Below are 26,847 nucleotides of genomic sequence, written 5' to 3'. Positions count from 1 at the left end.
AACGTAAATTATGATGACTTGACCCGATCGTCAAGCATGGAGCGCAAGGCAATGAATCCCAACGAGCATCAGCTGCAGTACCCATGGGGCGATGTCCAGCCCGAACCCGGCAAGGCCCAGGCGGTCGCCGACGGCGTGAAGTGGATCCGCATGCCGCTGCCTTTCGCGCTGGATCATATCAACCTGTGGCTGCTGCGCGACGAGCTCAACGGACGCCAGGGCTGGACCATCGTCGACTGCGGCATCGCCCGCGACGAGGTCAAGGCGCTGTGGGAGCGGGTGTTCGAGCAGGAACTGGAAGGCCTGCCGGTGCTGCGCGTGCTGGTCACGCACATGCATCCCGACCACGTCGGCCTGGCGCACTGGCTGTGCGAGCGCTGGAACGCCGAGCTGTGGATGACCATGACGGATTTCATGGTGGCCTCGCTCTGGTCCTCGCGTCGCGGCGGCGATGGCGTGGGCCCCGGCGGCCAGTCGGCGGTGGACCATTTCGCGCGCCACGGACTGGTCGATCCCGCCGCGCAGGAACAGATCCGCCAGCGCGCCAACTACTATCCCGGCCTGGTACCGGCCATGCCGACGCGCTACACGCGCATCCTGCACGGCGACCAGGTCCGCATCGGCGGCCGCGACTGGCGCGTCATCGTGGGCTACGGCCATGCGCCCGAGCATGCCTCGCTGTACGCGCCCGACCTGCGCGTGCTGATCTCCGGCGACATGGTGCTGCCGCGCATTTCCACCAACGTCAGCGTGTTCGACTACGAGCCCGACGCCAATCCGCTGCCGCTGTACCTGCGTTCGCTGGATGGCTACGCCGACCTGGCCGAGGACACGCTGGTGCTGCCCTCGCATGGCCGTCCGTTCCAGGGGCTGCACGCGCGCATCGCGCAGCAGCACGAGCACCACCGCGATCGCCTGGCCGAAGTGCTGGAGGCCTGTGCGCAGGGGCCGAAGTCCACGTCGGACATCGTGCCCGTGCTGTTCAAGCGCAAGCTGGACCTGCACCAGCTGACCTTCGCCATGGGCGAGGCCCTGGCGCACCTGCATGCGCTGTACTTCGAAGGCAAGCTCAAGCGCGCGCAGGACGCCGACGGCATCGTGCGCTTCACGGCGGCCTGATTTTCAAGCGTGGACGCGTCGCGCCTCAGCGCGACGCCGTCGCCAGCCGCAGCGCCAGCCCCACGAACACCAGCGCCGCGATCCGGTTCAGCCAGCGCCGCGCCGTCACCGAGCGCTGCAGCAGCTCGCCGAACGCGCCCGAGAAGAAGGCGATGGCGCCGAACACCAGCAGCGTGGCCAGCATGAACACCGCGCCCAGCTGCACCGTCTGCGGGCCGATGGGGCCTAGCGCGGGCGAGGTGAACTGCGGCAGGAAGGCGAAGAAGAACAGCAGCACCTTCGGATTGGTCAGGTTCATGATGATGCCGCGGCGGTACAGCGCGGCGGGCTTCTGCGGCTCGGGCCGCTGGCCTTGTTCCGGGCCGACCGGCGCGCGCAGGATCTGCCAGGCGAGATACAGCAGGTAGGCCGCGCCCGCCAGCTTGAGCGCGGTGAAGGCCATGGGCGAGGCGGCGAACACCGCCGCCAGTCCGATCGCCACCGCCATCGTATGGCCCAGGATGCCCGTGGCCAGCCCCAGCACCACGAACATGCCGGCCTTGCGGCCCCAGATGGCCGATTGCATCAGCACGAAAAGATTGTCCGGCCCCGGCGTCAGGGCCAGCAGCACGGCGATGCCGAAGAAGGCGATCAGGTTGTCCAGGGGCAGCATGGGAGTTCCGGCGGCAGGGTGTTGCCGGCCGTCATCGGCCGGAAGTGGCATGATACGGGCAAACCGCGAGACGGCGCGCCGGCATTCCGGCGTGCCGCCAGGGCCACGAACCGCGAACCATAAGCGCGGGGGGCCGCCGGCGCGCAAGACGAACATCAGACAGGAGACACCGTGTCCACCGAAAGCCCCATCGCTGGCGACCAGCCGCTGGAAACCTGGCTGCGCGAGCGCCACAGCTGCCGCGCCTTCCTGCCCGTACCGGTGCCGCGCGCCGTCATCGAGCGCATCCTGGCGCTGGCGCAGCGCACCGCGTCCTGGTGCAACTGCCAGCCCTGGCAGGTGGCGGTGACCGAGGGCGCGGCCACCGAACGGCTGCGGCAGGCGCTGCTGGCGCGCGCCGAGCAGCCCGGCTTCACGCCGGACTTCCCCTTCCCTGCCGAGTACCGCGACGCCTATCTGGCGCGCCGCCGCGAGGCCGGCTTCCAGCTCTATGGCGCCGTGGGCGTGGCGCGCGGCGACCGCGAAGGCTACCGCCGCCAGGAGCTGCGCAACTTCCAGCTGTTCGACGCGCCGCACGTGGCGGTGATCAGCACCGACGCCGCGCTGGGCGAGTACGGCGCCATCGACTGCGGCGGCTATGTGGCCACCTTCCTGCTGGCGGCGCAGGCCAACGGCGTGGCCGCGGTGCCGCAGGCGTCCCTGGCCATGTATCCCGAGGTGCTGCGCGAGACGCTGGACATCGATCCGGCGCGCCGCGTGGTCTGCGGTATTTCCTTTGGTTATGAAGACACGGCCCATCCGGCCAACAGCTATCGCACCAGCCGCGCCACGTTGGACGAGGCGGTGACCTGGCTGTCGCGCTGACCATCGCGCCGAACGCCGCGCGGCACTTTCGCGCGGTACTATTTTCCGACTGTCGCTTTCCGATCCCCGAACCACGCGAGCCTGCCTTGAAGACGCCCCATCCGCACATCGACACCGTCCTGCAGCATGCCGGCACGGCCCCGTTCAACCCCGCCACCGGCACCGCGCCGGTGCCGCTGCCGGCCATGCGCGCCAGCACCGTGCGCTTCCAGAACCTGGCCGCGCTGGAGAATGCGCAGCGCACCAAGGCCGCCGGCCAGCGCGCCACCACCTACGGCCGCATGGGCATGGACACGCATGCCGCGCTGGAAGAGGTCTTCGCGCAGCTGGAAGGCGGCACGCATTGCTACCTGGCCTCGTCGGGCCTGTCGGCCATGACGATGGTGATGCTGGCGCTGTGCTCGGCGGGCGATCACGCGCTGATCTCGGACTGCGTGTACGGCCCGATGCGCGAGCTGGACGACGCCGTGCTCAAGCGCCTGAACATCGACATCACGTACTTCTCGGCCGACGACGCGCTGGACGAGCTGGTGCGTCCGAACACGCGCCTGCTGTACGTGGAATCGCCGGGCTCGCTGCTGTTCGAGATGCTGGACATGGGCGCGATGGCGGCCTTCGCGCAGCGCCACGGCCTGGTGCTGGCCACCGACAACACCTGGGGCTCGGGCTACATCTATCGTCCGCTGACGCTGGGCGCGCAGGTGTCGGTGATCGCCGGCACCAAGTACGTGGGCGGCCACTCCGACCTGATGCTGGGCGCGGTGGTGACCAACGATGAAGAGATCGCGCGCAAGCTCAACCGCACGCAGTACGCGATGGGCTATTCCATCAGCGCCGACGACGCCTGGCTGGCGTTGCGCGGCGTGCGCACCATGCCGATCCGCATGGCCCAGCATGCGCGCAACGCCTTGCAGGTCTGCGAATTCTTCAAGAGCAGGCCCGAGACCGTGCGCCTGTTCCATCCCGCCTGGCCCGAGGATCCCGGCCATGCGCTGTGGCAGCGCGACTGCACCGGCTCGAACGGCATGCTGTCGGTGGAGCTGCGCCTGTCGCCTGAGAATGCGCGCAAGTTCGTCGATGCGCTGACGCTGTTCGGCATCGGCTTTTCCTGGGGCGGCTACGAGAGCCTGGTGCAGCTGGTCTCGCCCAAGGACCTGTCCAAGCACCGCTACTGGGGCGAGGGCCAGAACGCCGTGGTGCGGCTGCACATCGGCCTGGAATCGACCGAGGACGTGATCGCGGATCTGGCGCAGGCGCTGGATCAGGCGAAATAGGACCGGTCTGAAATCGGGGGCGCTGTGAACGGCGCCCATGAAAAATGCCCCCGGGAACCCGGGGGCATTTTTCATTCCCGCGCCCTGTCGGGCGCAGCCTGGCGCGCTCAGTTGCCGCGGGCCATCGGGATCAGGCGCGTCACTTCCTTCAGCGCGCCTTCGTAGCTGTTGCCAGCCATGACCGGCGAGGTCATGAACTTGCCGCCCACGGCGAAGGACGGCGTGCCGTCGATGCGATAGGCCTCGGCCAGCTGGTTGGCGCGCTGCACCTGGGTCTGGACGCTGAACGAATCGAACACGGAATCGAACTTGGCGCGGTCCACGCCTTGCGCGGCGGCCCATTCGCCCATGGCCTTCTTGTCGATCAGGCGCTTGTGCTCGCCATGGATGGCGGTGAAGACCTTGGCGTGCAGGTCGGGGCGTTCCAGCGCGATCAGCGTGAAGTACAGCTGCTGCAGCGGCTTCATGCCGGCGTTGAAGGCGATCGGCACCTGCTTGAGCACCACGTCGGGCGGGGCGGTCTTGGCCCAGTCCTCGACCAGCGGTTCCATGGCGGCGCAGTGCGGGCAGGTGTAGGCGAAGAATTCCAGCACTTCGATCTTGCCCGGGGTGTCCGACGGCAGCGGCGGGTTGATCGCCTGGTATTGCTGGGCGCCGCCCTGGGCGTGGCTCGCCGGGCTGAGGAAGGCCGTCGCGGTCAGGGCGGCGGCGGCCATAAGGCGGATGAGCTTTTGGGACAGCATGGGTATGAGGTTCCTGGAGAAAACGTTACAGACAGGCCCAAGGCCGGATTAGTTCAATGCGGCCATTCACTGCCGCACCACCGCGGTTTCGATCTTGTTCTCGCCCAGGCGCCCGCGCGCCCGGTTCATGTCGTCCAGGCGGGCATACGGCCCCACGCGGACGCGGTTCAGCGACTTGCCGTTGACTTCGGCCTTCTGCACCGACACCGGCAGGCCCAGCAGGATGATGCGGGCCTTGAGCGATTCGGCGTCGTCGGCGCTGCGGAAGGCGCCGGCCTGCAGATAGTAGGAGCCGTTGGCCGATGCCGAGGCGGACGCCGATGCCGCGGGCGCGCTGGCCTTGGGCGCCGGGGCTGGCGTCGGCGCGACCTTGGCGATCGGCGTGGGCAGCGGATTGGGCGCGGCGGGGGGCGGCGCCACGGCCGCGGCTGCCGGCTTGTTGTTGGACGTCGGCAGCGTGGCGATCAGCGCGCCCAGGTCGTCGGACTTGGACGGCGGCGTATCGGCGCCGGCCGTGCCGGTGCCGGGCAGCGGCGCCGGCGTGGTCGCGGTGGGGCCGCTGGGCGGCGTGCCCGCCGCGCCGTCGCGGCCGTACAGGCCGGCGTTGGGATCCGGCGCCTGGCGCGGGTCGGGCAGCTTGCCGGCGTCGCGGCTGGCGCGGTCCACGAAGGGCACCGGCGCCTTGGTCACGTAGAACGCCACCACCGCGGCGACGATGAGGCCGATCAGCAGGCCGGCAAGCGCCCCGTACAGGGTGCTGCCGCTTTCGCCCGACCGGCCGGAGGATTTGCGCTTGGTCGCCATGTGCCGATGTTACATCCGCTCCGGCGCCGACACGCCCATCAGCTCCAGGCCGTTGGCCAGCACCTGGCGGGTGGTGGCGGCCAGGCGCAGGCGCGCCAGCTTCAGGGCGGTGTCGTCGACCAGCACGCGCTCGGCGTTGTACCAGGCGTGGAAGTCGGACGCGCAATCACGCAGCCAGAAGGCGATATGGTGCGGCGACAGGTCCTGGGCGGCCAGGGCCACCACTTGCGGGAACTCGGCCAGGCGCTGCATCAGCGCGAATTCGGTCGGCGCGGTCAGCAGCGCGGCGTCGGCGCGGGCGACGTCGTCGGCCGGCATGCCGGCGTTGGCGATCACCGAGCAGATGCGGGCGTGCGCGTACTGGATGTAGTAGACGGGGTTCTCGTCGCTCTTGGACAGCGCCAGGTCCACGTCGAACACGAACTCGGTGTCGGCGCGGCGCTGGATCAGGAAGTAGCGCACGGCGTCGCGGCCGACCCAGTCGATCAGGTCGCGCATGGTGACGTAGCTGCCGGCGCGCTTGGAGATCTTGACCTCTTCGCCGCCGCGCATGACCTTGACCATCTTGTGCAGCACGTAGGACGGGTAGTCCTTCGGGATGCCCTCTTCCAGCGCCTGCAGGCCGGCGCGCACGCGCGCCACGGTGCCGTGGTGGTCGCTGCCCTGGATGTTCACGGCGCGGTGGAAGCCGCGTTCCCACTTGGCCTTGTGATAGGCCACGTCGGGCACGAAGTAGGTGTAGCCGCCCTCGCTCTTGCGCATGACGCGGTCTTTGTCGTCGCCGGTGCCCAGTTCGGTGGTGCGCAGCCACAGCGCGCCGCCGTCTTCGTAGGTGTGGCCGCCGGCGATCAGCGCCTTCACCGTGGCCTCGACGCGGCCGGAGGTGTAGAGCGAGCTTTCCAGGTAGTAGTTGTCGAACGCCAGGCCGAAGGCCTGCAGGTCCAGGTCCTGTTCGCGGCGCAGGTAGGCCACGGCGAAGGCGCGGATGTCGTCCAGGTTGGCGATGTCGCCGCTGGCGGTGACCGGCGCGCCGTCGGAGGCCTGCAGCGTCTTGCCGGCCTGGTAGTCGCTGGCGTTGTCGCTGATGTAGTCGCCCTTGTAGCCGTCGGCCGGCCATTCGGGCGAATCCGGCGTCAGGCCGCGGGCGCGGGCCTGCACGCTGATGGCCAGGTTCTCGATCTGGTTGCCGGCGTCGTTGTAATAGAACTCGCGGGTCACGTCCCAGCCGCTGGCGTCGTAGAGGCGGCAGAGGGCGTCGCCCAGCGCGGCCTGGCGGGCATGGCCCACGTGCAGCGGGCCGGTGGGGTTGGCGGACACGAACTCGACCAGGATCTTCTCGCCCGTGCGCGGCGCGCGGCCATAGGAGGCGCCCTGCTCGGCCACCGTCGCGATGACGGCCTGGCGCGCGGCGGGGGTGACGCGCAGGTTGATGAAGCCGGGGCCGGCGATCTCGGCGCTCTCGACCAGGGCGCGGGCATCGGGCTGCGCCATCAGGGCGTCGACGATGGCCTGGGCCAGCTCGCGCGGATTGCGCTTGGCCGGCTTGGCCAGCTGCATGGCCACATTGGTGGCGACGTCGCCGTGGGCGGCGACCTTGGGGCGCTCCAGCAGCACGTTGGGCTGGGCGTCGGGCAGGCTTTGCGCGACGGCGGCCTGGATCAGGGAAATGAGTTGTTTCTGTTGCTCGAGGAGCATGGGCGTCCGGAGTGGTTCGGTATGAGTGGCGCAGGCGGCCGGGCCGGGCTGGCCGGGGGCGTCCAGGGATGCGCGGCGCGTCGGCGCCGGATTCGTGGCCGCCGCAGGTCCTGCTGTCACGGGAATCCCCTGAATCATAGTTGATTTGGCGGCCGGACCGGCGGTTGCCGGGGGCGGGCCGGCCCGTGCAGGCATGCCGCGGCGTTTCCGGCGGCGCGTTCAAAGCGCCAATGAAATCAAGGAGCTAGGCCAGGCGCCGGATGGCCGGTGGCATCCGGGGCGGGGTTGCGGTAGTGTTATGAAGTCCCACCCCATCCCGGAGACAGGAATATGCTGATCACTTTTCATTCCAAGGTCGTGGCCGAAGTGCTGATGTTGACCGACCACGCCGGCGCGCTGCTGCAGGCCGCGGGCAAGTCCTTCGGGGACAAGATTCCGGAACGCGGCGTGTTCACAGCGGACCAGCTCGGTCCGGCCATCCAGGGCATCGAGCGCGCCATCGCCGACTACCAGAAGAGCGGCCATGATGACGACGAGGACGACGACAAGCAGCCGGTGGCGCCGATGGCGCGCGCCGTGGGCCTGAAGGAACGCGCCTTTCCGCTGCTGGACATGATGCGCCAGTCGCAGGCCGCCGGCGCCGAAGTCACCTGGGAAGTGTCGCGCGGCTGGTAGCAATGTCGCCGGGCGGACAATCTGTCCGGCGATTTTTGCCTACGCTTGCCGGCTGACGCCACATCAAGGAACCTGCCCCATGCGCAGCGACATCACCATCGTTTTCGACACCCGGCGCTCGCTGGACCTGAATGCCACCGTCGAGCCCTCGCCGCAGCGCCAGAGCGACGCGCGCGACTGGTTCGACAGCGCCTGGGAAACCCTGGGCTGCGAGCCGCTGCGCCCCAGCGGCAAGGTCCTGCTGCTGGACAAGGTGCTGGGCGTGGCCGACGCGCTGGGCTATGACGTGCTCTCCACCGACGAGAAGGAAGCGCGCGAGTTCGCCGAACACCTGGCCCTGGCGCTGGAGCGCCCGCGCATCACCGTGGACCTGCCCGGCCTGACGGTCGGTTACTGATCCGCCCGTCCGCCCCGCAACGGGGCGGATGTTCGTGACACGGCGGGGCGGGCTCCGCCGCGACCTGATTTCCTGGCCGGGCCTCGCGCCCGCCGACCCGCCTGGGCATCGCCCGCATCTGGCGTTTCCTTTCCGCATGTCACCTGGCCCGACCGTGCCCCGGGCGGCGGCGTCACGCGCCGCCTTTCCCAGCTAGGGTATTTCCCAGGCCGCACACGCCTGGCTTCGGGCTATAGTCAGTTGGAATTCAGGTGGGATCCCAGAAGGATTCCAATGGGAACATGAACATCGAACTGACAGGCCATTCCGTCGAAAACGAGGCCGCCGGCTGTGACGGCCCGGCGCTGAGCGTGTCCGAACGCACCTACCAGGCCCTGCTCGACCGCATCGCGGCGCGCCAGATCGGCCCGGGCGAAGTGCTGGAAGAGCGCCGCCTGGCCGAAGAGCTGAACGTGTCGCGCACGCCCATGCGCGCCGCACTGAACCGGCTGCTGGGCGAAGGCATTCTCAAGCGCCTGTCCAATGGCTCCGTGGTGGTCCATGCCTTCGGCGTGACCGAATTGCTGGAGCTGCTGCAGATCCGCCAGCTGCTGGAAGGCCAGGCCGCCGCCATGGCGGCCGGCCGGATTCCCGGCGACAAGCTGGCCGCCGTCAAGGCGCGGCTGGAAGACGTGATGCGCTACAGCGCGGCCGGGGGCGAATCGACCTGGACCGCGGACAACGAGGTGCACGAGCTGGTGGCCGCCTATTGCGGCAACAAGTCCATGGCCGCGATGATCGCCGACGCGCGCCGGCGCGCGCGCCTGTGCAACGTCGAGCGCCTGTCGCAGCGCGCGGTGCAGGCGCGGGCCGAGCACCTGGCCATCGTGCAGGCGCTGCAGGCCGGCGACGCCGAACGGGCGCGCGCGACCATGACGGCGCACCTGGGCGCCGTGCGGCGCGCGTTCGCGCGCACGCTGGGGTATCTGCCGCATGAAGACTGACGCCGCGCGCCTGGCGCGTTGCATCGTCGCCGAACCGCTGACATCGCAGGCCTTCGCCGAATTCGGCGAAGTGGTGGAACATGCCGGCAATGAACGCCGCAGGCATCTGGCCCTGCCCTACGCGCACTCGGCGCCGGCCGCGCGCACGGCGATCTGGGTCAGCCGGGTGGAAAGCGCCATACCCCAGCCCTGCCCCGTGCTGCTGCTGGAACGTCATCCGTATTCTTCGCAGACCTTCATCCCGCTGGACAACACCCCCTATCTGGTCGTCGTGGCGCCGGACGATGCGCAGGGCGAGCCGGACCTGGAACGGCTGCGCGCCTTCGTCGCCAGCGGCAGCCAGGGCGTGTGCTATCGGACTGGCGTCTGGCACCAGGGCCTGTCGACGCTGCGCGCGCCGGCCCAGTTCGCCGTGACCATGACCTTGACCGGCGCCGGCGACGACGATGTGTTCTGGAAGATGCCGGACAGCGTTTCCATCGCCATCGACTGCACCCTGCCGGCGTCCCGCCCGCGCTCTGATCCCGCCACCTGAAGATCTGCTCAAGGACTCGCCCAAGCCCATGCAACCCGATCATCCCCACCTGAGGCGCGACTTCGTCGGCTACGGATCCGACCTGCCCCATGCGCGATGGCCCGGCGACGCGCGCATCGCGCTGAACCTTTGCGTCAACTACGAAGAAGGCGGCGAGCTGTCCGTGCTGGATGGCGACGAGGCCTCGGAGTCGGCGCTGACCGAAGGCGGGGGCGGCGGCTTCGCCGGCCGCGACCTGGCGGCCGAATCCATGTTCGAGTACGGCAGCCGCGTCGGCTTCTGGCGCGTCGCGCGGCTGTTGCAAGCGCGCGGCATGCCGGCCACCATCTTCGGCTGCGGGCTGGCGCTGGAACGCAACCCGCAGGTCTGCGCCGCCATCCGCGACGCCAGCTGGGACGTGTGCGCGCACGGCTGGCGCTGGGAGCGCCACCAGACGCTGACCGAGGCCGAAGAGCGCGAGCGCATCCGCCGCACCGTCGCCTCGATCGAGGCCTCGGTCGGCGCGCGCCCGTTGGGCTGGTATTGCCGCTACGGTCCCAGCGTCAACACGCGCAAGCTGGTGGCCGAGGAAGGCGGCTTCCTGTACGACTCCGACGCCTACAACGACGAGCTGCCCTACTACGTGCAGGTGGATGGCCGTCCGCATCTGGTGCTGCCCTATGGCCTGGCCAACAACGATGCCAAGTTCATCCGAGGCGGCATGGCCACCGGCCAGGACTTCTTTGAATACCTGAAGGACGCGTTCGACATGCTGTACCGCGAAGGCGCGCAGCGGCCCCGCATGATGTCGGTGGGCCTGCATCTGCGGTTGGTGGGCCATCCCGGCCGCGCGGCGGGCCTGGAACGCTTCCTGGATCATGTGGCGCGCCAGTCCGGCGTATGGGTCTGCGGCCGCGCCGACATCGCGCGCCACTGGCTGGCCACGCATCCGCCGCGTTAGCGGCGCGCGCGGCAGGCAAGGGCGCGGAAGCTCGAGCGCATCGGCGCGTAGCGGCAAGCGCGCCGGCGCGAGGCAACGAAAGCATAGGCAAGACGAATCATCACAACGAGGAGAAAAGCATGAACCTGTGGGTCCAAAGCAAGCTCGGGTTGTTTGTCAGCATTCTGGCGCTCGCCACCGCCGCGCCTTCCGCCGCGCTTGCCCAGCAGGGCTATCCCGACAAGCCCATCCGGCTGGTCACGCCCTTCCCGCCGGGCGGAGCGGCCGACATCCTGGCGCGCTCGCTGGCCAAGAGCCTGAACGAAACCTACGGCGCCACCGTGGTGGTCGAGAATCGCGCCGGCGCCGGCGGCACCATCGGCACGGCGTCGGTGGCCAAGGCCGCGCCCGACGGCTACACGCTGCTGCTGGGCAACGTCTCCACGCTGGCGACGGCGCCCAGCCTGTACACCAAGCTCACCTATGATCCGCTGAAGGACTTCACGCCGCTGACGCTGGTCGGCCGCAGCCCGCTGGTCTTCGCCGTGAATCCCGGCGTCAAGGCCAACAACCTGAAGGAACTGATCGCCGCCGCCACGGCGCAGCCCGGCGCGCTGGACTACGGCTCGTCGGGCGCCGGCAGCATCACGCACCTGACCGGCGAACTGCTCAACGTCAACACCAAGGGCGCGATGGTGCACGTGCCGTACAAGGGCAGCGCGCCCGTGGTCATGGCGATGGTGTCGGGCGAGCTGGACATGGGCGTGACACAGGTGGCCGAGATGCTGCAGCAATACCGCGCCAAGCAGGTGCGCGCGCTGGCCATTACCGGCAACCAGCGCCTGTCGGCCATTCCCGAGGTGCCCACGGCCGCCGAAAGCGGCGTGACGGGCCTGGACGCCACCACCTGGTACGCGGTCGTCGCGCCCCAGGGCCTGCCGCAGCCCGTCATCGACAAGCTGCAGCCCATGCTCGTGAAGGCGCTGGAAGATCCCGACATGAAAAAGCGCTTCGCCGAGGAAGGGCTGATCCTGGAATCCTCGACGCCCGAGGCGCTGAAGGACCTGATGCGCAGCGACATCCCGAAGTGGGCCGAGGTGGTCAAGCGCGCCGGCGTGAAACTCGACTAGGGGTAAGGCCCACCCCCGAAGCGCTGCGCGCTTCCCCCTCAAGGGGGCACCGCTACGGACCGGCAAAGCCGGCTCCGTGCGGTCCCGATATTCATGCAGCGCTGGGGTTGGGGTGATCTAGCGGATCCCTGCACGCATGAACGACTGCACGAACTGGCGCTGGAATAGCAGGAACGCGATCAGCAGCGGCGCGGCGGACATCAGCGTGGCGGCCGTGATGACGGACCAGTCGATGCCCTGGTCGGTCGACGAGAACACCTGCAACCCCACGGTCAGCGGGCGCGATTCCACCGAGTTGGTGATGATCAGCGGCCACAGGAAGTTGTTCCAGTGGTGGCTGACCGACACCAGCCCGTAGGCCACGTAGATAGGCTTGGCCAGCGGCACGTAGACCTTCATCAGCACCTGCAGCGCATTGGCGCCTTCCATGCGCGCGGCCTCTTCCAGCTCGCGCGGCACGGTCTTGAAGGTCTGGCGCAAGAGGAAGATGCCGAAGGCCGAAGCGAAGTACGGCAGGCCGATGGCGAACACCGTGTCGCGTATGCCCAGCTGGCTCATCGAGCGGTAGTTCTCGACCAGCAGCACGTCCGGCATGATCATCAGCTGCAGCAGCACCAGCATGAAGACGAAGTCGCGGCCACGGAACTCGAAGCGCGCGAAGGCGTAGCCGGCCAGCGTGGACAGCACCAGCTGCGCGGCCAGCACCATCGTGACCAGCAGGAAGGTGTTGAGGAAGTAGCGCGGGAACGGCGCCGCATTCCAGGCGCGCACGAAATTGTCCAGCGTCAGCGGCGCGAACAGGTCGAAGCGGGTCGCGTAGGCCGGCGGATGGAAGGCGGCCCACATGGCATAGGCCAGCGGCAGGATCCACAGCAGGCCCAGCGCCCAGGCACCCAGGGTGTCTAGCTTGTCTTTCATTGATAGTGCGTCCTGCGGTCCAGCCAGCGGAATTTGATCAGCGCGGTCAGCGCCAGCACCACCAGCAGCACCACGGTCAGCGTGGCGGCGTAGGCGGTGTCCCAGAAGCTGAAACCCACCTGGTAGATGTAGTACAGCAGCAGCGTGCTGGCGTTGTCGGGCCCGCCCTTGGTCATCACGACCACGTGGTCGACCAGGCGGAAGGCGTTGATCAGCGCGTTGATCAGCACGAACAGCGTGGTGGGCATGAGCAGCGGCCACAGCACGCGCCGGAAATACTGCCAGCGCGACGCGCCTTCCAGCATGGCCGCCTCGCGCAGCGACGGCGATACCGTCTGCAGGGCGGCCAGGTAGAAGATCATGAAGAAACCCGACTCCTTCCACACCGTGACCAGCATCAGCGCCGGCAGCGCCGTGGCGCGGTCGCCCAGCCAGTTGGGGCCGGGCGAGCCGAACAGCTGCATCACCTGGGCGATCAGGCCGTACTGCGGCGTGTAGAAGAACAGCCAGATGTTGGCCACCGCCACCATGGGCAGCACCGTCGGCGTGAAGTAGGCCATGCGCAGGAAACCGCGCCCCGCGAGGTTGCGGTTGACCCAGAGCGCCATGATCAGCGCGATGCCGATCGAGGTGGGAATGGTGCCCAGCGCGAACCACAGGTTGTTCCACAGCGATTGCCAGAACACCGGGTCATCGCGCAGGACCGCGTAGTTGTCCAGCCCGACATAGCGGGCCGGACGCGCGCCCTTGGGCGTGGAGTAGAAGCTGTGCCAAAGCGTCGCCAGCGCCGGGTAGTGCGTGAACGCGGCGAGCAGCACGACGGCTGGCAGCAATAGCAGCCAGCCGTAAAGCGCATTCAAAGAGCGATTCATCGTGCTGGAACGTGATTACTTGTAGGAACGCAGTATGCGGTCGGCTTCGCGCTGGGCGTCCGTCAGCGCCTGCTGCGGCGCCTTCGAGCCGGTCAGCACGGCTTGCAGCGCGTCGTTCAGCACTTTGGTCACGCGCTGGTTCTCGTGCGTCGAGAATTCGGCCACGCTGACTTCCAGCTGGTCGCGCGCCACGGCGGCGGCCGGCACGTCCTGCGCGTACTTCTTCATCTTGTCGGTCTGCCAGGCGGCGGGCGTCACGGCCACGTAGCCGGTGGCGATGCTCCAGTCGGCGGCGCGCTCGGGCGTGGTGACCCATTGCGCGAACTTCAGCGCGGCCTGCTGCTGCTCAGGCGTGCCGCTCTTGAAGATGTAGAAGTTGCCGCCGCCGGTCGGGCTGCCGCCGCGCTTTTGCTGCGGCATCATGGCCACGCCGAACGGGAAGTCGGCGTTCTTGCGGATGTTGGTCAGGTTGCCGGTGGTGGTCCAGACCATGGCGGCCTTCTTTTCCAGGAAGTCCTTGGGCGTGGTGCCCCAGTCGATCGTGCCGCTGGGCATGATCTTGTGCTTGGCGGCCAGGTCGCGCCAGTATTGCGCGGCCTCGACCACGGCGGGCTTGTCCAGGTAGACCTCGTTGCCGGCCTCGTTCATCAGGATCGCGCCGTTGGGCGTGGTCAGGGCCTGGAACAGCCAGTAGGCGAAGGCGCCGCCCGAGGGGATCTCGATGCCCCATTGCGTGGTGTTGCCCGAGGCGTCCTGCTTGGTCAGCTTCTTGCCGTATTCGACCAGCTCGGCCCAGGTGGCGGGCGCGCGCTCGGGATCCAGGCCGGCGGCCTTGAACAGGTCCTTGTTGTAGTACATCACGATGGTCGAGCGCTGGAACGGCACGCCCCAGGTATGCCCGCCGCTGCGGCTGTTCTGCATGAAGGCGTCGTAGAAGCTGCCCAGCCACTTCTTGTCGGCATCGCTCTTGGCCAGCGAGTCGATCGGCACGATGGCGTCTTCGTCGATCAGCGTGAACATGTCGGTCGACAGCAGCACGGCCAGCTGCGGCGGCGTGCCGCCCTTCAGCGCGGTCAGCGCCTTGGCGATCGAGTCCTGGTACGAGCCCGCGTAGATCGGCTTGATCTTGATGTTGGGGTTTTCCTTCTGGAAGTCCGTCACCATGTCGTCGACGATCTTGGTGATCGGGCCGCCCACGGCCACCGGGTAGTAGAACTCCACTTCCACCGGCTTCTGCTGGGCCTGCGCCGGCAGCGACAGGCAGGCGGCGGCCAGGCTGGCGGCCAGGGTCTTGAGTACGATGCGTCGCATGTCGTGTTTCCTTTCCTGAGGTGGGCGCTTCAGCGCCCGGCGGTGTTGATGACCGCCGAATCGGCGGCAAAGAAATGCTGTTGTTCGTCGGGCCAGGACAGGCGCAGCGTCTCGCCGGCGCGGGCGCGCATGTGCCCGCCCACGCGCACGGCCACGCCGCTGGTGTCGCCCATGCGGCAGACCACGATGGAGTCGGCGCCGAAGAATTCCACGCTTTCCACGGTGGCCTCGCGGCCCTCGCCGTCGATGCGGATGTGTTCGGGGCGCACGCCCAGCTTGACCGCGCCGGCGGGCGCGCCGGCCACGGCCGGGCCCTGCGCGCCGGCGATCACGGTCGCGCCTTGCGGCGCGGCCAGGCCGATCAGGTTCATGGGCGGCGTGCCGATGAAGCGCGCGGCGAATTCGCTGGCCGGGCGCGCGTACAGGCCGTCAGGCGTGTCGTGCTGTTCGATCTGGCCGCCGCGCAGCAGCACCACCTGGTCGGCCATGCTCATGGCCTCGGTCTGGTCGTGCGTCACGTACACCATGGTGATGCCCAGGTCCTGCTGCAGCGCGCGGATCTCGCGGCGCATGTCGTGGCGCAGCTGGGCGTCCAGGTTGGACAGCGGCTCGTCCATCAGGCAGACCGGCGCTTCGGAAATCACGGCGCGGCCCAGCGCCACGCGCTGCTGCTGGCCGCCGGACAGCTGCGACGGCTTGCGGTCCAGCAGGTGGCCCAGGCCCAGCAGGCCGGCCACGCGCTGCAGGCGGCGCTCGTAGTCGCGCGCCGGCTCCTTGCGCACCTTCAGGCCGAACAGGATGTTCTCGCGCACCGACAGGTGCGGGAACAGCGCATAGGACTGGAACACCATGGAGATGCGGCGCTTGGCCGGCGGCAGCTGCGTGACGTCGCGGTCGCCGATGTGGATGGTGCCGGACGTGGGCGTGTCCAGTCCGGCGATCATGCGCAGCGTGGTGGACTTGCCGCAGCCCGACGGGCCCAGCAGCACGGTGAAGCTGCCGGCCGGGACCGTGAAGCTCACGCCGTGGATGGCGGCGGCGCCGTTGTATTGCTTGGTCAGCTTATCCAGGACGATGGATGACATGCTTTCTCGTAGATCTATCGGGTCGTTGCGTTTGGCGGAGCCGCATTGTCGCTGCTGATGAAAACCTTTTCATTGTGCAGCGCAAACATGACGGGTGTATGGCAGCCCTGTGTTTGTAATCCGGATGCGGCCTCAGGCGAAGGGGTAAGGACCGGGGTATTCCCCAATCACGGCGTGATGCGTGACCAGCCGGCCGTCGTTCCACCAATGCAGTTGGTAGCCCGGCGGTTCCATGATGTATTGCAGCGTCGGCCGCGGGCCCAGCTCCAGCGCCAGCTGGTGCGCGGTGCCCGGACAGGTCGAGGCGATGGTGCCGCCGAAGCGCTGGAAGATGGTCCGGTGCAGGTGACCGCAGAGCACGCGCTCGACATTGGGATGGCGCGACACGATGCGCTCCAGCTCGGGCGCGCCGGCCAAGAGGCCGATGGCGTCCATGTGCTCGATGCCGGTCAGGAACGGCGGATGGTGCATCAGCACCAGCGTGGGCCGGCCTGGTTGCTGCGCGAGTTGTTGCTCCAGCCAGGCCAGGCGCTCGCCGCAGAGTTCGCCGTGGCTCTTCATCGGCACCACGGTGTCCAGCGCCAGCAGGCGCAGCGGATAGGTGTCGACCGAGTACTGGATGAACGGGCTCGCGCCTTGCAGGTAGGCGTGGTCGGGGAACGCGGCGCGCAGGCCCGCGCGGTCGTCGTGGTTGCCGGGCAGCAGGAAATACGGCATTTCCAGCGCCTGCAGCTGCGCGCGCAGGTGCGCGTATTCATGCGGGCGGCCCAGGTCGGTCAGGTCGCCGGTGATGAGCACGCAATCGGGGCGCGGCGACAGCGCGTTGAGCGCGCGCACGGCCGGGCCGAGGAAGGCGGCGGGGTCGATGATGCCGTAGGCCTTGTCGCCCGGCGTGCGCATGTGCAGGTCTGTGATTTGTGCGATGAGCATGAAGAATCCGTGGGGTGTAAGGGCGGCGCGCGCGTTCAGCGCCGCACCGCCGCCGCCGTGCCGCCCACCACGATGCAGTGCGGCAGGCGGTTCGATTGCGGAGGTTGGCCGTGGATCTGCGCCAGCAGGTTGGAACAGGCCGCCTGGCCGATGCCGTCGCTGGGCTGCGCCACCGTGGTCAGCGGCGGCGTGAGCAAGGCGCCGAAGCGCATGCCATCGAAGCCGCAGACCGAGATGTCTGCGGGCACCGACAGGCCCAGCCCGACCAGGTCGGCGATGACGGCGGTGGCCAGCAGGTCGTTGGAGCAGAACAGCGCGGTGGGCGCCTGCTTGCCGCGCAGCGCGGCCTTGAGCGCCTCGACATCGCTGCCGGTGTGCGAGCTCATGCTGATGTGCTGGACTGCGTCCAGCCCCAGCTTCTTGGCGCAGGCGCGCGCGCCGGCCAGGCGCCGCCGCGCGCGGTCGGAGGCCGTCAGCGGGCCCGTCACCAGCGCGATGCGCTTGTGGCCCAGCTGGGCCAGATGGGTGACCATGTCGCAGGCCGCGGCGCGGTTGTCGACCGAGGCATAGGGATGCGACGCGGATTCGTTGTAGACCAGCACGTAGGGCATGCCGGCGCTGTCCAGGTCGTCCAGCGTGGCGCTCTTGGCCACGTCGGCCACGGTCAGGATCAGGCCGTCGACCTGATGGTCCATCAGGCCCTGCACCGCCGCCGATTCCACCGCCGGGTCATAGCCGGTGGCGGTCAGCATGACGCTGTAGCCGGATTCGCGCGCGCGCCGCTCGGCGCCCTCGAAGCATTCGGCGAACACCGGGTTCGACAGCGTGGGCAGGATCAGGCCGATGGTGCGGGTGCTGCCCGAGCGCAGGCTGCGGCCCACGCGGTTGGGGCGAAAGCCCGCGCGCTTGGCGATGCTGCGGATATGGGCCAGCGTGTCCGGATGCACGATCTCGGGCTGGTTGAACGCGCGCGAAACCGTCGCTGGCGAGACGCCTGCCTTGCGGGCCACTTCGATGATGGAAAAGCGGGGCGACGGACGCGCGGCCATGTCTCTGTGTTTTGCTTATATGCTGAAAACGATTTCATCTTACAAGACAAATATGACCTTTGTGTTGCACGGGTTTGCGCTATGCTGGCAGCAACGCAACAACACGAAGCCAACATGCGCGAGCATGACGCGAGTCATGAAAATCACCGGGGTTTTTCGGTAGTTTTCCTAATTGACGCGTCGCATGAATTGGCAGGTCCGCGCAGGCGGGCCACGGTCAAGGGGACCGGGTGCGGAAGTCAGTACCGCGCAGGGCGCGGCACCGGGAACGAGGAAAGCAAATGTCCATTGCCTTGAACAGACTTGGCGCGCTTGACGCGGCGCGCAAGCTGCAACGGCGCGAATTGACCGCGGTGCAATTGGTGCGCGCCTGCTTCGCGCGCATCGAACAACGCGAGAACACCATCCATGCCTGGACCGCGCTGCAGAAGCAGGCGGCGCTGGAGCATGCCGAACAACTCGACAAGGGTCCGCTGCGCGGTCCGCTGCATGGCCTGCCCATCGGCGTGAAAGACCTGTTCGACACCGTCGACCTGCCCACGCGCTACGGCTCGCCCATCTACGAGCGTCACCATCCCGGCCTGGATGCCGCCGCGGTGGCGCTGTGCCGCGGCGCCGGCGCGGTCGTGGTCGGCAAGACCGTCACCACCGAATTCGCCACCTACACGGCCGGTCCCACGCGCAATCCGCGCAACGAGGCCTACACGCCCGGCGGCTCGTCCAGCGGCTCGGCCGCGGCGGTGGCCGACGACATGGTGCCCTTCGCGCTGGGCTCGCAGACCGCCGGCTCCATCATCCGTCCGGCCTCGTATTGCGGCATCGTCGGCTTCAAGCCCACCTTCGGCGCGATTCCGCGCGCCGGCGTCAAGAGCCTGGCGGAATCGCTGGACACAGTAGGCGGCTTCGCCCGTTCCGTGCCGGACATCGCTCTGTTCGCATCGGTGCTGATGCGCGATCCGCGCATGCTGGACCTGAACTACGACGCCAAGCCGCGCATCGGCATGTACCGCAGCCTGCAATGGCGCCACGCGCAGGCCGAGACCAAGGAAGCCTACGCCCAGGCCGCCGCCATCCTGGCGCGGGCCGGCGCCCAGGTCGAGGAAGTGCCGCAGCCGCCGGCCGCCGACTGCATGCTGGTGCAGCTGCACGCCGACATCATGGCCTACGAGGCCTCGCAGTCGCTGGCCTACGAACGCCTGGAGCATGCCGCGCAGCTCAGCGCCAAGATCCAGTCCGTGCTCGAGGCCGGCGCGCGCATCACGGCCGAGGAACATCACCGCAACCTGGCGCGCGCCGCCGAGGTGCGCGCGCGGGTGGACCTATGGTTCGACCGCTACGACGTGCTGCTCACGCCCAGCGCCAGCGGCGAGGCGCCCTTCGCCGACCTGGGCACGGGCGATCCGCAGTTCTCGCGCGGCTGGACGCTGTTCGGCCTGCCCTGCCTGAACCTGCCCTTCGCCACTGGGCCGCAAGGGCTGCCGGTGGGCTTGCAGGTGGTCGGCCCGCGTCACGCGGACCATCGCACGCTGGCCATCTCCGCCTGGATGCACGAACGCTTGCTGGCCACGCAGGCGCCGGACATTGGCGCTTCGAATATCTGGCCGCGCGGCTGAGTCCGTGGCGTGATGCAAAGCCCCCGCAAGGGGGCTTTGCATATCCAGACGGTCCGACACAAGAAATACTCCCCACGCCGCGCGCCCTGCGCGCGTTGCTGCCCGCCCGAGGGGGGCGCTTTTCATCTTGGGCGGCCCGACCATGAAAAAAGCCCGCAACAGCCTGTTTGGCTGCTGCGGGCTGCTTCGTCTCCCTCGCGCCCGGCGCTGGTGCGCGCGGCGGGCGGTCGGCGGCGCATGTGGCGCGCCGCCGCGGACGTTTCATGCCTGGGCGCGGATCACGCGGCCTCGGCGGTTTCTTGTTCGGTGGCGTCGGCGCCGGCGTTGATGTGGCGGTTGACGGCGCTCAGCACGGCCTGGAACGAGGCCGTGACGATGTCGCGGTCGATGCCCACGCCGAAGCCCGTGCCGGAATCGCCCACGCGCAGTTCGACGTAGGACGCGGCGCGGGTGTCGGTGCCGGTGCCGATGGCGTGCTCGTGGTAGTCCATGATGCGCACCGGCACGCCCAGCGCGGCCACGAATGCCGAGATGGCGCCGTCGCCCTTGCCCGTCACGATACGGCGTTCGCCGTTGTATTCGAGTTCGGCCTCGATGCTGAAGTGCTGGCCTTCGCCGGCCGACGGATTGCCGTCGATGCGATGGCGCACCAGCTTCCACGGCGACTTCTGTTCGAGGTATTCGCGGTTGAAGATGGTGTGCACATCGTCGGCCGTGACTTCGCGGCCGGTCTCGTCGGTGACGCGCTGGATGGCGCGGCTGAATTCGATCTGCAGGCGGCGCGGCAACACCAGGCCGTGTTCCTGTTCGAGCAGGTAGGACACGCCGCCCTTGCCCGACTGGCTGTTCACGCGGATCACCGCGTCGTAGCTGCGGCCGAGGTCAGCCGGGTCGATCGGCAGGTAAGGCACTTCCCAGACGGCGTCCGGCTTCTGCTGCGCGAAGCCCTTCTTGATGGCGTCCTGGTGCGAGCCGGAGAAGGCGGTGAACACGAGGTCGCCGGCATAGGGATGGCGCGGGTGCACGGGAAGCTGGTTGCAGTACTCGGCGCAGCGGCGCACTTCGTCGATGTCCGAGAAGTCCAGGCCGGGGTGCACGCCTTGCGTGTAGAGGTTCAAGGCCAGCGTCACCAGGTCGACGTTGCCGGTGCGCTCGCCGCTGCCGAACAGGCAGCCTTCGATGCGGTCGGCGCCGGCCATGACGGCGAATTCGGCGGCGGCCACGGCGGTGCCGCGGTCATTGTGCGGGTGCACGCTGAGCACGATGCTGTCGCGGCGGGCCAGGTTCTTGTGCATCCACTCGATCTGGTCGGCGTACAGGTTGGGCGTGGTGGCCTCGATGGTGGCGGGCAGGTTCAGCACCATCTTGCTGGCCGGCGTGGGCTGCCAGATGTCGGCGACGGCGTTGGACACGTCCAGCGCGAAGTCGGGTTCGGTGGTGCTGAAGACCTCAGGCGAATACTGGTAGCGCCACTGCGTTTCCGGATGCTGGGCCACGTATTGCTTGACCAGGCGCGTGCCGGTGGTGGCGATGTTCTTGATTTCGTCGCGGCTCATGTTGAACACGACCTTGCGGAACGCCGGGGCGCAGGCGTTGTACAAGTGGACGATGGCCTGCTTGGCGCCGGCGGCGGCTTCGACCGTGCGGCTGATCAGGTCTTCGCGCGACTGCGTCAGCACGATGATGGTCACGTTTTCGGGAATGCGCTTCTCGTCGATGAGCTTGCGCACGAAATCGAAGTCGGTCTGCGAGGCGGACGGGAAACCGACTTCGATTTCCTTGAAGCCGATCTTCACCAGCTGTTCGAAGAAGCGGAGCTTGCGCTCGACGCTCATCGGTTCGATCAGGGCCTGGTTGCCGTCGCGCAGGTCGGTGCTCATCCAGATGGGCGGCTGCGTGATGCGGCGGCTGGGCCAGGTGCGCTCGGCATAGTCGCCGGCGAAGGGCTTGAACGGTACGTACTTGGTGGCGGGGTTGGCAAGCATCATCTCTACACCTCGATCGGTTTCTTTTGAATCCCGGGGACTGGGTCCCGCAAGCGGCGCACGCCCGGATGACGGTCTGGCGCCTGGATTTGCCGTGGATATGCCCGGAAACTACTGGCCAGGCCGGCAGGATTCAGTCTTGAAAACAGGAAAAGAAAGGGGAATACGCGTGTGGCGAGCGTGTGGCTGCCGAGCTACCACGAGGCACTAGGCCCGGCAACCGATCGGTAGGTATAGCGATAGCGCGGCGAAGGAGGCAACGCTGAAGAAGGAAGCGCGCAGGCCGGCGACCGGAGCGTCGTAGCGTCCGGTGGCAATCGCGAGGGGGTTGCGGTTAGCGGCCATAGGTGTGCTAGTCAAACATACTTTTTGTGCAAGCGCAAATGAAAAAGCCAGGGACGTATCTGTCTTACGGTGACGTCTCAGGGTAATCCCTGGTTCTTTCGACAGGCCGGCAGGCGCGGCGCGAGCCACGCGTTTCGCGGTGGCGCGGGGCTCGCGCGGCCGGACGCGCAACAGCATGAGCGCGCGCCGGCCCAGGCGCCTACTGCGTCTGCATATGGCCGTTCTTGACCACTTCGCCCAGGCGCTTGCGCTCGTTGGCGGCGAACTCGGCGAAGCTGGCGCGCGAACCGCCGCCCGGCTCGATGCTGCTCTGGCGCAGCGCATCCTGCACTTCACGCGTCTGCAGCGACTGCTCGACCGCCGCGTTCATCTTGTCGAGCACGTCTGCCGGCGTGCCGGTCGGCGCGTACAGGCCGGCCCAGTGGCCGATGCGCACGGTGCCGAAGCCGGCCTCGGCCGTGGTCGGAATGTCCGGCGCGCTGGCCATGCGCTTGTCCCAGGTGGTGGCCAGCGCCTTGAGCTTGCCGCTCTGGACCAGCGGCAGCGTCACGATGCTGGCCTCGGAGGTGGCGTCGACCTGGTTGCCGATCACCGCGCTCACGCCTTCCGAGCCGCTCTTGTAGGCGATGGGCTCGACCGGCAGGCCGGTGGCCTCCTTGAGCATCTCGGCCACGAAATGCGGCGTGCTGCCGTTGCCGGCCGTGGAAAAGGTGATGCGGTCGCTCTTGGCCTGCTTGGCGCGCGCCACGAAGTCCTTCAGGTCCTTGGCGGGGTTGGACGGATGGGTCACGATCACCGACGGCGTGATCGACAGCAGCGCGACGGGCGTCAGCGCCTCGTCCTTGTACGGCTGGTCGGAACGGATCAGGCTGTTGGTGACGGTGCCATTGCTGCCGACCAGGTAGGTGTAGCCATCGGCCGGGCTGCGCGCCACGTGCGCCGCGCCGATCACGCCGCCGGCGCCGGGACGGTTCTCGACGATGACGGGCTGGTTCAGCGCGGCGCCGACCGCCTTGGCGATGATGCGGGCGACCAGGTCATTGGCGCCGCCAGCGGTGAACGGGGCGACGAAGGTGATGGGCTTGTCGGGCCAGGCGGCCAGGGCCGGCGCGCTGAACGAGAGGGCGGCCGAGCAGGCCAGCGCCATGCTGGCGGCGAACCGGACGGAAGTGCGGAACATGGAAAGCGGACTCCAGGAGGCCGGCCGCGCGGTCGCCGCGGCAGGGCCGCCGGCGCTTGGTGTCGGTATGACGCGCAGCCCGCGGTTGCGCGAGCCTGGCCGGCCAGTATAGGAGCGGCTTGCTGGCAGGGGACTGAAATGCAAAAGCCGCCTGGACGGCGGCTTCTGGCGGGTTGCGCGGAAGGGGTGTCGCTTATCGGGCGGGGCCGATGCGCGGCTCGACGTAGCGGTCGGCGCGCGCTTCGCGGCGCGGGGCGTCGTCGTCGCGGGAGCCGGCGCGGGACTTGCCGCCGCCTTCCAGGATCTCGGCCTGGCGCGCCACCATGTCGATCTTGGCGATGCGGCTGTGGCGGATTTCAGACAGCGAACGGCGCAGGTCGCCGACGGTGAAGGGTTCTTCGCGGTCGCCCCAGGTCCAGCGCAGCACGCCCAGCGATTCGTCGGACAGCTGCGGCGCCAGTTCGGCCAGCACCTCGGTCTGCACCGGCGTGGCGCGGCCGGAGGCCAGGCTGGCGGTCAGCCAGGCGCGCAGCGCGAAGAAGACGATGAGGCTCCAGATGCCGACCCCGACCCACCACAGGTAGGGGCTGAACTTCTGCACCATGTCCATCGTGGGCTGGCCCAGCGAGTGCAGGAATTCGAAGCTCACGCGCTTGCCCGCGTCCAGTATCCAGTTGGCGACGAAATACCAGATGATGAGGGCGACGGCGATCACGATCGCGCGCAGGAGGAGTCTGGGAAGCGCAAGTTTGAGCAGGGTCTGGCCGATCAGGCGGCTATCCTGGCGAACGCGCTCGGGCGAAGTCTGATTCATCATGCAAAATATTGTACCTATGACCCGTCCGATTTTAGAACTGCGTCCTGGTCAGCATCTGACGCTGACCCCACAACTGCAGCAATCGATCCGATTGTTGCAGTTGTCCACGCTCGAACTGGAAGCCGAGATCTCGCAGGTGCTGGCGGACAACCCGCTGCTCGAGCGCGACGACGAGCCCGCGGCGCCCGAGGCGCAGGCGGAGTCCGAACGCGAATCCTCGGTGCAGGACGACGAGCCGGCCGCCGAGCGCGACACGCCCGTCGAGGAAATGCCCGGCTCCGGCGGGGTCTATCCAGACGAGGACGGCGGCCCGCCCGAGGCCGCCATGCCGGACACGCTGCGCGAGCATCTGCTGGGCCAGCTGATGCTGACTCGGGCGGCGCCGCGCGACGCCGCCTTGGCCGCCCTGCTGATCGACGAGCTGGACGAGAACGGCTACCTGGGCTCGCCGCTGGAGGAAATCCTGGGCTGGCTGCCCGCCGAGCTGGAGCCGGACATCGACGAGCTGAAGGCGGCGCTGTCGCTGCTGCAGTCATTCGATCCGCCCGGCATCGGCGCGCGGGACATGGCGGAATGCCTGCTGTTGCAATTGCGCCACCCCGATATCGGCCGCCTGCCCGAAGCGGCCGACCCGGCGGCGCTGGCCTGCGCCCGCGAGATCTGCGCCCGTCACCTGCCGCTGCTGGCCACCGGCAATGTCGCCCGTCTGTGCGCGGCGGCGGGTTGCGACGAAACCCGATTCCGCGCCGCGCACGCCCTGATCCTGCGCCTGGAACCGCGTCCGGGACGCGCCTGGACCGTGCCGGCCGCCGACTACGCCGTGCCGGACGTGATCGTGCGCAAGACCCGGCGCGGCTGGCAGGTCACGCTCAACAGCGCCGCCGTGCCGCGCCTGCAGATCAACGGCCTGTACGCGCAGATGCTGGGCAACCAGAAGGAATCGGCCCACGCCGGCCTGCAGGCCCAACTGCAGCAGGCCAAGTGGATGATCCGCAACGTCGAGCAGCGCTTCGACACCATCCTGCGCGTGTCCCAGGCCATCGTCGAACGCCAGACGGCCTTCTTCAGCCAGGGGCCGGCGGCCATGCGTCCGCTGATCCTGAAGGACATCGCGGGCGAATTGGGCCTGCACGAATCCACGATTTCGCGGGCCACGACGCAGAAGTACATGCTCACCCCGTTCGGCACGCTGGAGCTCAAGCGCTTCTTCGGGACAGGGGTTTCGACCGATGGCGGCGACGCCACCTCGGCCACGGCGGTGCAGACCCATATCCGCCAGATGGTGGCGGACGAGAATCGTGCCAAGCCGCTGTCCGACAGCCAGATCATGGAAAAGCTGGCCGACCAGGGCATCGTGATCGCCCGGCGCACGGTGGCCAAGTACCGCGAGGCCTTGCGCATTGCGCCGGCGGCGCTGCGCAAGGCGCAAGCCTCGGTCCGGTGAAATCAGGGACGAATCGTTAGAAATTCGTCCCTGATTTCAAATACTTGCGTGACAAATCGGTTGCAAATTTTTTTAGGACAGCCGCTTGCCAGATTGAGAATAATTTTCGATAATTATTCTCATGTACATTTGTGTATGCAACGCGATCACCGAACGCCAAGTCCGCGCCAGCGTGGACGCGGGCGCAACCACGCTGGCCGACCTGCAGTTCGAGCTGGGCGTGGCGACCTGTTGCGGCTGTTGCGCAGCCACCGCCACGGAATACCTGCCCGGCGGCCGTTGCTCCAGCGTCTGCGACGTGCGCTCGATCGCCGTTCCGGTCAATCCTCCCGCCGCCCTGACTGAACAGGCCAGCGCGCCGGCGGCCAATACCTATCCGGTCATCCGGGTGGCCGTCGCCTGATTTCTCCAGCCTGATTCATCTGGCTTGATCACATAGCCACGGTTGTCGACCGTGGCTTTTGTTTTTTGGGCGCGCCCGCCGCGCCAGTCCCCGCGTTCTTCCTGTCAGCGCCCGTCTTTTCCTCTTGCGGCTTGTCGACGCGCGCGGATCCTCCCGATTCCTTGAATTCTCGCTGACCCTCCACCGTCCAGGGCGATGGCTGGCGCCATGTCTCGGCGCAGAAAGCCTGCACCGTCAGCGCCACCTGGCGCGCCGGTTCGCGTGCCGCCGCGCCCAGGCGGACGGCCAGTTCGGTCGGCGGCGCCCCGGGCAGGTGTCCGTCCACGATGCGCAGGCCGGTGGCCAGGCAGCGGCGCTCCAGCAGCGCCACGCCCAAGCCGCCGGCCAGCGCCGCCTGCAGGCCTAGCAGGTTCGGGCTTTCATAGGCGATGCGCCAGCGCCGGCCGGCCGCTTCCAGCGCGTGGATGGCGCGGTTGCGGTAGATGCAGCCCTGGGGAAACGCCACCAGCGGCACCGGTTCGACATCGGGCAGCGGCCAGGCATCGGCGGCGATCCAGTGCAGGTGTTCCGGCCAGGCCGCCAGCGCCGCGCCCGCACCCAGGCCGGCTCCGGGTTCGCGCTTGAGCAGCGCCACGTCCAGGTCACCGCGTTCCAGGCTGCGCGTCAGCCCGGCGCTCAGGTCGCAGCGCACCGACAGGCGCAACGCCGGCCGTTCGCGCGCGTAGGCCGCCAGGATGGCCGTCAGGGCCTCTGGCGCGAAGTCGTCCGGGATGCCCAGGCGCACCACGTCCACGCGCTGGCGGCCGCTGACGGCCTCGCGCACCTCGGTGGACAGCGCCAGCATGCGGCGGGCATAGCCCAGCAGCCGCTCGCCGTCCTCGGTCAGCTGGACCTGGCGGCCGTCGCGGATGAACAGCGCGCATTCCAGCGCCTCTTCCAGCTTGCGGATCTGCTGGCTGACGGTGGATTGGCTACGGTGCACGCGTTCGCCGGCGCGCGTGAAACCGCCGGCGTCGACGACGGAAACAAAGCTGTGCAGCAGGTCGAGATCAAGCATGGCGGGGTCTGGAAAGAGGTCGCGCCTTCCGGACGGAAGGCGGATTCA

At 68.4% G+C, this 26,847-nt stretch carries 26 protein-coding genes; 12 read left to right on the top strand and 14 right to left on the bottom strand.

Going from position 1 to position 26,847, the window contains the following annotated elements; all coding sequences use genetic code 11:
• Window positions 1–51 precede the first annotated feature (51 nt).
• Window positions 52–1,119 carry an MBL fold metallo-hydrolase gene (locus KDH83_RS05825; protein ID WP_212313458.1) on the top strand — a complete coding sequence of 356 codons (1,068 nt, stop codon included), beginning with the start codon at window positions 52–54 and terminating at the stop codon, window positions 1,117–1,119.
• Between the two features lie 25 nt (window positions 1,120–1,144).
• Here KDH83_RS05825 and KDH83_RS05820 read toward each other — a convergent pair whose 3' ends face one another.
• Window positions 1,145–1,771, bottom strand: coding sequence for a LysE family translocator (locus KDH83_RS05820; RefSeq protein ID WP_103271926.1), 627 nt, complete (start codon window positions 1,769–1,771; stop codon window positions 1,145–1,147).
• Window positions 1,772–1,942: 171 nt separating this feature from the next.
• On the opposite strand from KDH83_RS05820, the gene KDH83_RS05815 reads away from it, so the two are divergent.
• Together KDH83_RS05815 and metC are read left to right on the top strand one after the other, a co-directional pair.
• Window positions 1,943–2,635, top strand: a complete 693-nt coding sequence (locus KDH83_RS05815; protein ID WP_212313457.1) for a nitroreductase — start codon at window positions 1,943–1,945, stop codon at window positions 2,633–2,635.
• 86 nt (window positions 2,636–2,721) lie between these two features.
• Window positions 2,722–3,909, top strand: coding sequence for a cystathionine beta-lyase (metC, locus tag KDH83_RS05810; RefSeq protein ID WP_212313456.1), 1,188 nt, complete (start codon window positions 2,722–2,724; stop codon window positions 3,907–3,909).
• 107 nt (window positions 3,910–4,016) lie between these two features.
• Here the strand turns inward: metC and KDH83_RS05805 are convergent, their stop codons facing one another.
• The 3 genes from KDH83_RS05805 to argS form a co-directional block, all read right to left on the bottom strand.
• On the bottom strand, window positions 4,017–4,652 hold the full coding sequence (locus KDH83_RS05805) for a thiol:disulfide interchange protein DsbA/DsbL (protein ID WP_212313455.1): 636 nt from the start codon (window positions 4,650–4,652) through the stop codon (window positions 4,017–4,019).
• Window positions 4,653–4,718: 66 nt separating this feature from the next.
• Entirely contained in the window at window positions 4,719–5,456 is a 738-nt protein-coding gene (locus tag KDH83_RS05800) for an SPOR domain-containing protein (RefSeq protein ID WP_212313454.1), read from the bottom strand.
• A gap of 9 nt (window positions 5,457–5,465) precedes the next feature.
• On the bottom strand, window positions 5,466–7,151 hold the full coding sequence (gene argS / locus KDH83_RS05795) for an arginine--tRNA ligase (RefSeq protein ID WP_212313453.1): 1,686 nt from the start codon (window positions 7,149–7,151) through the stop codon (window positions 5,466–5,468).
• A gap of 330 nt (window positions 7,152–7,481) precedes the next feature.
• Here argS and KDH83_RS05790 point away from each other — a divergent pair, with 330 nt between their 5' ends.
• From KDH83_RS05790 to KDH83_RS05765, 6 genes are all read left to right on the top strand, one after another.
• Window positions 7,482–7,826 carry a DUF1840 domain-containing protein gene (locus tag KDH83_RS05790; RefSeq protein WP_103271932.1) on the top strand — a complete coding sequence of 115 codons (345 nt, stop codon included), beginning with the start codon at window positions 7,482–7,484 and terminating at the stop codon, window positions 7,824–7,826.
• Between the two features lie 79 nt (window positions 7,827–7,905).
• Entirely contained in the window at window positions 7,906–8,223 is a 318-nt protein-coding gene (locus KDH83_RS05785) for a hypothetical protein (protein WP_103271933.1), read from the top strand.
• Window positions 8,224–8,504: 281 nt separating this feature from the next.
• The gene (locus KDH83_RS05780; protein WP_249204878.1) at window positions 8,505–9,206 is read left to right on the top strand and encodes a GntR family transcriptional regulator; all 702 of its coding nucleotides are present in this window, start codon (window positions 8,505–8,507) and stop codon (window positions 9,204–9,206) included.
• On the top strand, window positions 9,196–9,741 hold the full coding sequence (locus KDH83_RS05775) for an ureidoglycolate lyase (protein WP_212313451.1): 546 nt from the start codon (window positions 9,196–9,198) through the stop codon (window positions 9,739–9,741). Before KDH83_RS05780 ends, KDH83_RS05775 begins: the two co-directional genes overlap by 11 nt.
• Window positions 9,742–9,769: 28 nt before the next feature.
• Window positions 9,770–10,681, top strand: a complete 912-nt coding sequence (locus KDH83_RS05770; RefSeq protein WP_212313450.1) for an allantoinase PuuE — start codon at window positions 9,770–9,772, stop codon at window positions 10,679–10,681.
• Window positions 10,682–10,800: 119 nt separating this feature from the next.
• Window positions 10,801–11,790 (top strand): tripartite tricarboxylate transporter substrate binding protein, encoded by a 990-nt coding sequence (locus KDH83_RS05765; RefSeq protein WP_212313449.1) that lies wholly within the window; start codon window positions 10,801–10,803, stop codon window positions 11,788–11,790.
• 117 nt (window positions 11,791–11,907) lie between these two features.
• Here KDH83_RS05765 and KDH83_RS05760 read toward each other — a convergent pair whose 3' ends face one another.
• The 6 genes from KDH83_RS05760 to KDH83_RS05735 form a co-directional block, all read right to left on the bottom strand.
• Complete coding sequence (locus KDH83_RS05760) at window positions 11,908–12,708, bottom strand: carbohydrate ABC transporter permease (RefSeq protein ID WP_103271937.1); 801 nt, start codon at window positions 12,706–12,708, stop codon at window positions 11,908–11,910.
• A complete protein-coding gene (locus KDH83_RS05755) occupies window positions 12,705–13,580 on the bottom strand; it encodes a sugar ABC transporter permease (protein WP_212313448.1) in 876 nt (291 codons plus the stop codon). The genes KDH83_RS05760 and KDH83_RS05755 overlap by 4 nt, the downstream gene beginning before the upstream one ends.
• A 15-nt stretch (window positions 13,581–13,595) precedes the next feature.
• Window positions 13,596–14,891 carry an ABC transporter substrate-binding protein gene (locus KDH83_RS05750; RefSeq protein ID WP_212313447.1) on the bottom strand — a complete coding sequence of 432 codons (1,296 nt, stop codon included), beginning with the start codon at window positions 14,889–14,891 and terminating at the stop codon, window positions 13,596–13,598.
• A gap of 29 nt (window positions 14,892–14,920) precedes the next feature.
• On the bottom strand, window positions 14,921–15,976 hold the full coding sequence (locus KDH83_RS05745) for an ABC transporter ATP-binding protein (RefSeq protein WP_212313446.1): 1,056 nt from the start codon (window positions 15,974–15,976) through the stop codon (window positions 14,921–14,923).
• 132 nt (window positions 15,977–16,108) lie between these two features.
• A complete protein-coding gene (locus KDH83_RS05740; protein ID WP_212313444.1) occupies window positions 16,109–16,906 on the bottom strand; it encodes a phosphodiesterase in 798 nt (265 codons plus the stop codon).
• Window positions 16,907–16,941: 35 nt separating this feature from the next.
• The gene (locus KDH83_RS05735) at window positions 16,942–17,955 is read right to left on the bottom strand and encodes a LacI family DNA-binding transcriptional regulator (protein WP_212313442.1); all 1,014 of its coding nucleotides are present in this window, start codon (window positions 17,953–17,955) and stop codon (window positions 16,942–16,944) included.
• A 281-nt stretch (window positions 17,956–18,236) separates the two neighbouring features.
• Between KDH83_RS05735 and KDH83_RS05730 the strand changes: the two genes are divergently transcribed.
• A complete protein-coding gene (locus KDH83_RS05730) occupies window positions 18,237–19,568 on the top strand; it encodes an amidase (RefSeq protein WP_212313440.1) in 1,332 nt (443 codons plus the stop codon).
• A gap of 278 nt (window positions 19,569–19,846) precedes the next feature.
• Here the strand turns inward: KDH83_RS05730 and leuA are convergent, their stop codons facing one another.
• The 3 genes from leuA to KDH83_RS05715 form a co-directional block, all read right to left on the bottom strand.
• On the bottom strand, window positions 19,847–21,556 hold the full coding sequence (gene leuA, locus KDH83_RS05725; RefSeq protein ID WP_212313438.1) for a 2-isopropylmalate synthase: 1,710 nt from the start codon (window positions 21,554–21,556) through the stop codon (window positions 19,847–19,849).
• A 541-nt stretch (window positions 21,557–22,097) separates the two neighbouring features.
• Window positions 22,098–23,078 (bottom strand): tripartite tricarboxylate transporter substrate binding protein, encoded by a 981-nt coding sequence (locus KDH83_RS05720; RefSeq protein WP_212313436.1) that lies wholly within the window; start codon window positions 23,076–23,078, stop codon window positions 22,098–22,100.
• Between the two features lie 193 nt (window positions 23,079–23,271).
• Entirely contained in the window at window positions 23,272–23,895 is a 624-nt protein-coding gene (locus KDH83_RS05715; RefSeq protein WP_212313434.1) for a hypothetical protein, read from the bottom strand.
• On the opposite strand from KDH83_RS05715, the gene rpoN reads away from it, so the two are divergent.
• Window positions 23,894–25,339, top strand: a complete 1,446-nt coding sequence (gene rpoN, locus KDH83_RS05710) for an RNA polymerase factor sigma-54 (protein WP_212313432.1) — start codon at window positions 23,894–23,896, stop codon at window positions 25,337–25,339. The genes KDH83_RS05715 and rpoN overlap by 2 nt on opposite strands.
• Before the next feature lie 121 nt (window positions 25,340–25,460).
• Window positions 25,461–25,742: a (2Fe-2S)-binding protein gene (locus KDH83_RS05705; protein WP_212313431.1), complete on the top strand. Its 282-nt coding sequence runs from the start codon at window positions 25,461–25,463 to the stop codon at window positions 25,740–25,742.
• Window positions 25,743–25,770: 28 nt separating this feature from the next.
• On the opposite strand, the gene KDH83_RS05700 is transcribed toward KDH83_RS05705, so the two are convergent.
• On the bottom strand, window positions 25,771–26,799 hold the full coding sequence (locus KDH83_RS05700; RefSeq protein WP_212313430.1) for a LysR family transcriptional regulator: 1,029 nt from the start codon (window positions 26,797–26,799) through the stop codon (window positions 25,771–25,773).
• Window positions 26,800–26,847 lie beyond the last annotated feature (48 nt).

Source organism: Achromobacter sp. Marseille-Q0513, assembly GCF_018195695.1.
In the GTDB taxonomy this organism is placed as follows: domain Bacteria; phylum Pseudomonadota; class Gammaproteobacteria; order Burkholderiales; family Burkholderiaceae_B; genus Achromobacter.
The sequence above is the reverse complement of the archived record's forward strand: the minus strand, read 5'-3'. Positions and strand labels throughout refer to the sequence as shown.

What these genes read in the sequence shown, in the direction of transcription:
- KDH83_RS05825 (WP_212313458.1), top strand. Translation starts at nt 52, where the DNA reads ATGAATCCCAACGAGCATCAGCTGCAGTACCCATGGGGCGATGTCCAG.
- KDH83_RS05820 (WP_103271926.1), bottom strand. Translation starts at nt 1,771, where the DNA reads ATGCTGCCCCTGGACAACCTGATCGCCTTCTTCGGCATCGCCGTGCTG.
- KDH83_RS05805 (WP_212313455.1), bottom strand. Translation starts at nt 4,652, where the DNA reads ATGCTGTCCCAAAAGCTCATCCGCCTTATGGCCGCCGCCGCCCTGACC.
- KDH83_RS05800 (WP_212313454.1), bottom strand. Translation starts at nt 5,456, where the DNA reads ATGGCGACCAAGCGCAAATCCTCCGGCCGGTCGGGCGAAAGCGGCAGC.
- argS (WP_212313453.1), bottom strand. Translation starts at nt 7,151, where the DNA reads ATGCTCCTCGAGCAACAGAAACAACTCATTTCCCTGATCCAGGCCGCC.
- KDH83_RS05790 (WP_103271932.1), top strand. Translation starts at nt 7,482, where the DNA reads ATGCTGATCACTTTTCATTCCAAGGTCGTGGCCGAAGTGCTGATGTTG.
- KDH83_RS05785 (WP_103271933.1), top strand. Translation starts at nt 7,906, where the DNA reads ATGCGCAGCGACATCACCATCGTTTTCGACACCCGGCGCTCGCTGGAC.
- KDH83_RS05780 (WP_249204878.1), top strand. Translation starts at nt 8,505, where the DNA reads ATGAACATCGAACTGACAGGCCATTCCGTCGAAAACGAGGCCGCCGGC.
- KDH83_RS05775 (WP_212313451.1), top strand. Translation starts at nt 9,196, where the DNA reads ATGAAGACTGACGCCGCGCGCCTGGCGCGTTGCATCGTCGCCGAACCG.
- KDH83_RS05770 (WP_212313450.1), top strand. Translation starts at nt 9,770, where the DNA reads ATGCAACCCGATCATCCCCACCTGAGGCGCGACTTCGTCGGCTACGGA.
- KDH83_RS05765 (WP_212313449.1), top strand. Translation starts at nt 10,801, where the DNA reads ATGAACCTGTGGGTCCAAAGCAAGCTCGGGTTGTTTGTCAGCATTCTG.
- KDH83_RS05760 (WP_103271937.1), bottom strand. Translation starts at nt 12,708, where the DNA reads ATGAAAGACAAGCTAGACACCCTGGGTGCCTGGGCGCTGGGCCTGCTG.
- KDH83_RS05755 (WP_212313448.1), bottom strand. Translation starts at nt 13,580, where the DNA reads ATGAATCGCTCTTTGAATGCGCTTTACGGCTGGCTGCTATTGCTGCCA.
- KDH83_RS05750 (WP_212313447.1), bottom strand. Translation starts at nt 14,891, where the DNA reads ATGCGACGCATCGTACTCAAGACCCTGGCCGCCAGCCTGGCCGCCGCC.
- KDH83_RS05745 (WP_212313446.1), bottom strand. Translation starts at nt 15,976, where the DNA reads ATGTCATCCATCGTCCTGGATAAGCTGACCAAGCAATACAACGGCGCC.
- KDH83_RS05740 (WP_212313444.1), bottom strand. Translation starts at nt 16,906, where the DNA reads ATGCTCATCGCACAAATCACAGACCTGCACATGCGCACGCCGGGCGAC.
- KDH83_RS05735 (WP_212313442.1), bottom strand. Translation starts at nt 17,955, where the DNA reads ATGGCCGCGCGTCCGTCGCCCCGCTTTTCCATCATCGAAGTGGCCCGC.
- KDH83_RS05730 (WP_212313440.1), top strand. Translation starts at nt 18,237, where the DNA reads ATGTCCATTGCCTTGAACAGACTTGGCGCGCTTGACGCGGCGCGCAAG.
- leuA (WP_212313438.1), bottom strand. Translation starts at nt 21,556, where the DNA reads ATGATGCTTGCCAACCCCGCCACCAAGTACGTACCGTTCAAGCCCTTC.
- KDH83_RS05720 (WP_212313436.1), bottom strand. Translation starts at nt 23,078, where the DNA reads ATGTTCCGCACTTCCGTCCGGTTCGCCGCCAGCATGGCGCTGGCCTGC.
- rpoN (WP_212313432.1), top strand. Translation starts at nt 23,894, where the DNA reads ATGCAAAATATTGTACCTATGACCCGTCCGATTTTAGAACTGCGTCCT.
- KDH83_RS05715 (WP_212313434.1), bottom strand. Translation starts at nt 23,895, where the DNA reads ATGATGAATCAGACTTCGCCCGAGCGCGTTCGCCAGGATAGCCGCCTG.
- KDH83_RS05705 (WP_212313431.1), top strand. Translation starts at nt 25,461, where the DNA reads ATGTACATTTGTGTATGCAACGCGATCACCGAACGCCAAGTCCGCGCC.
- KDH83_RS05700 (WP_212313430.1), bottom strand. Translation starts at nt 26,799, where the DNA reads ATGCTTGATCTCGACCTGCTGCACAGCTTTGTTTCCGTCGTCGACGCC.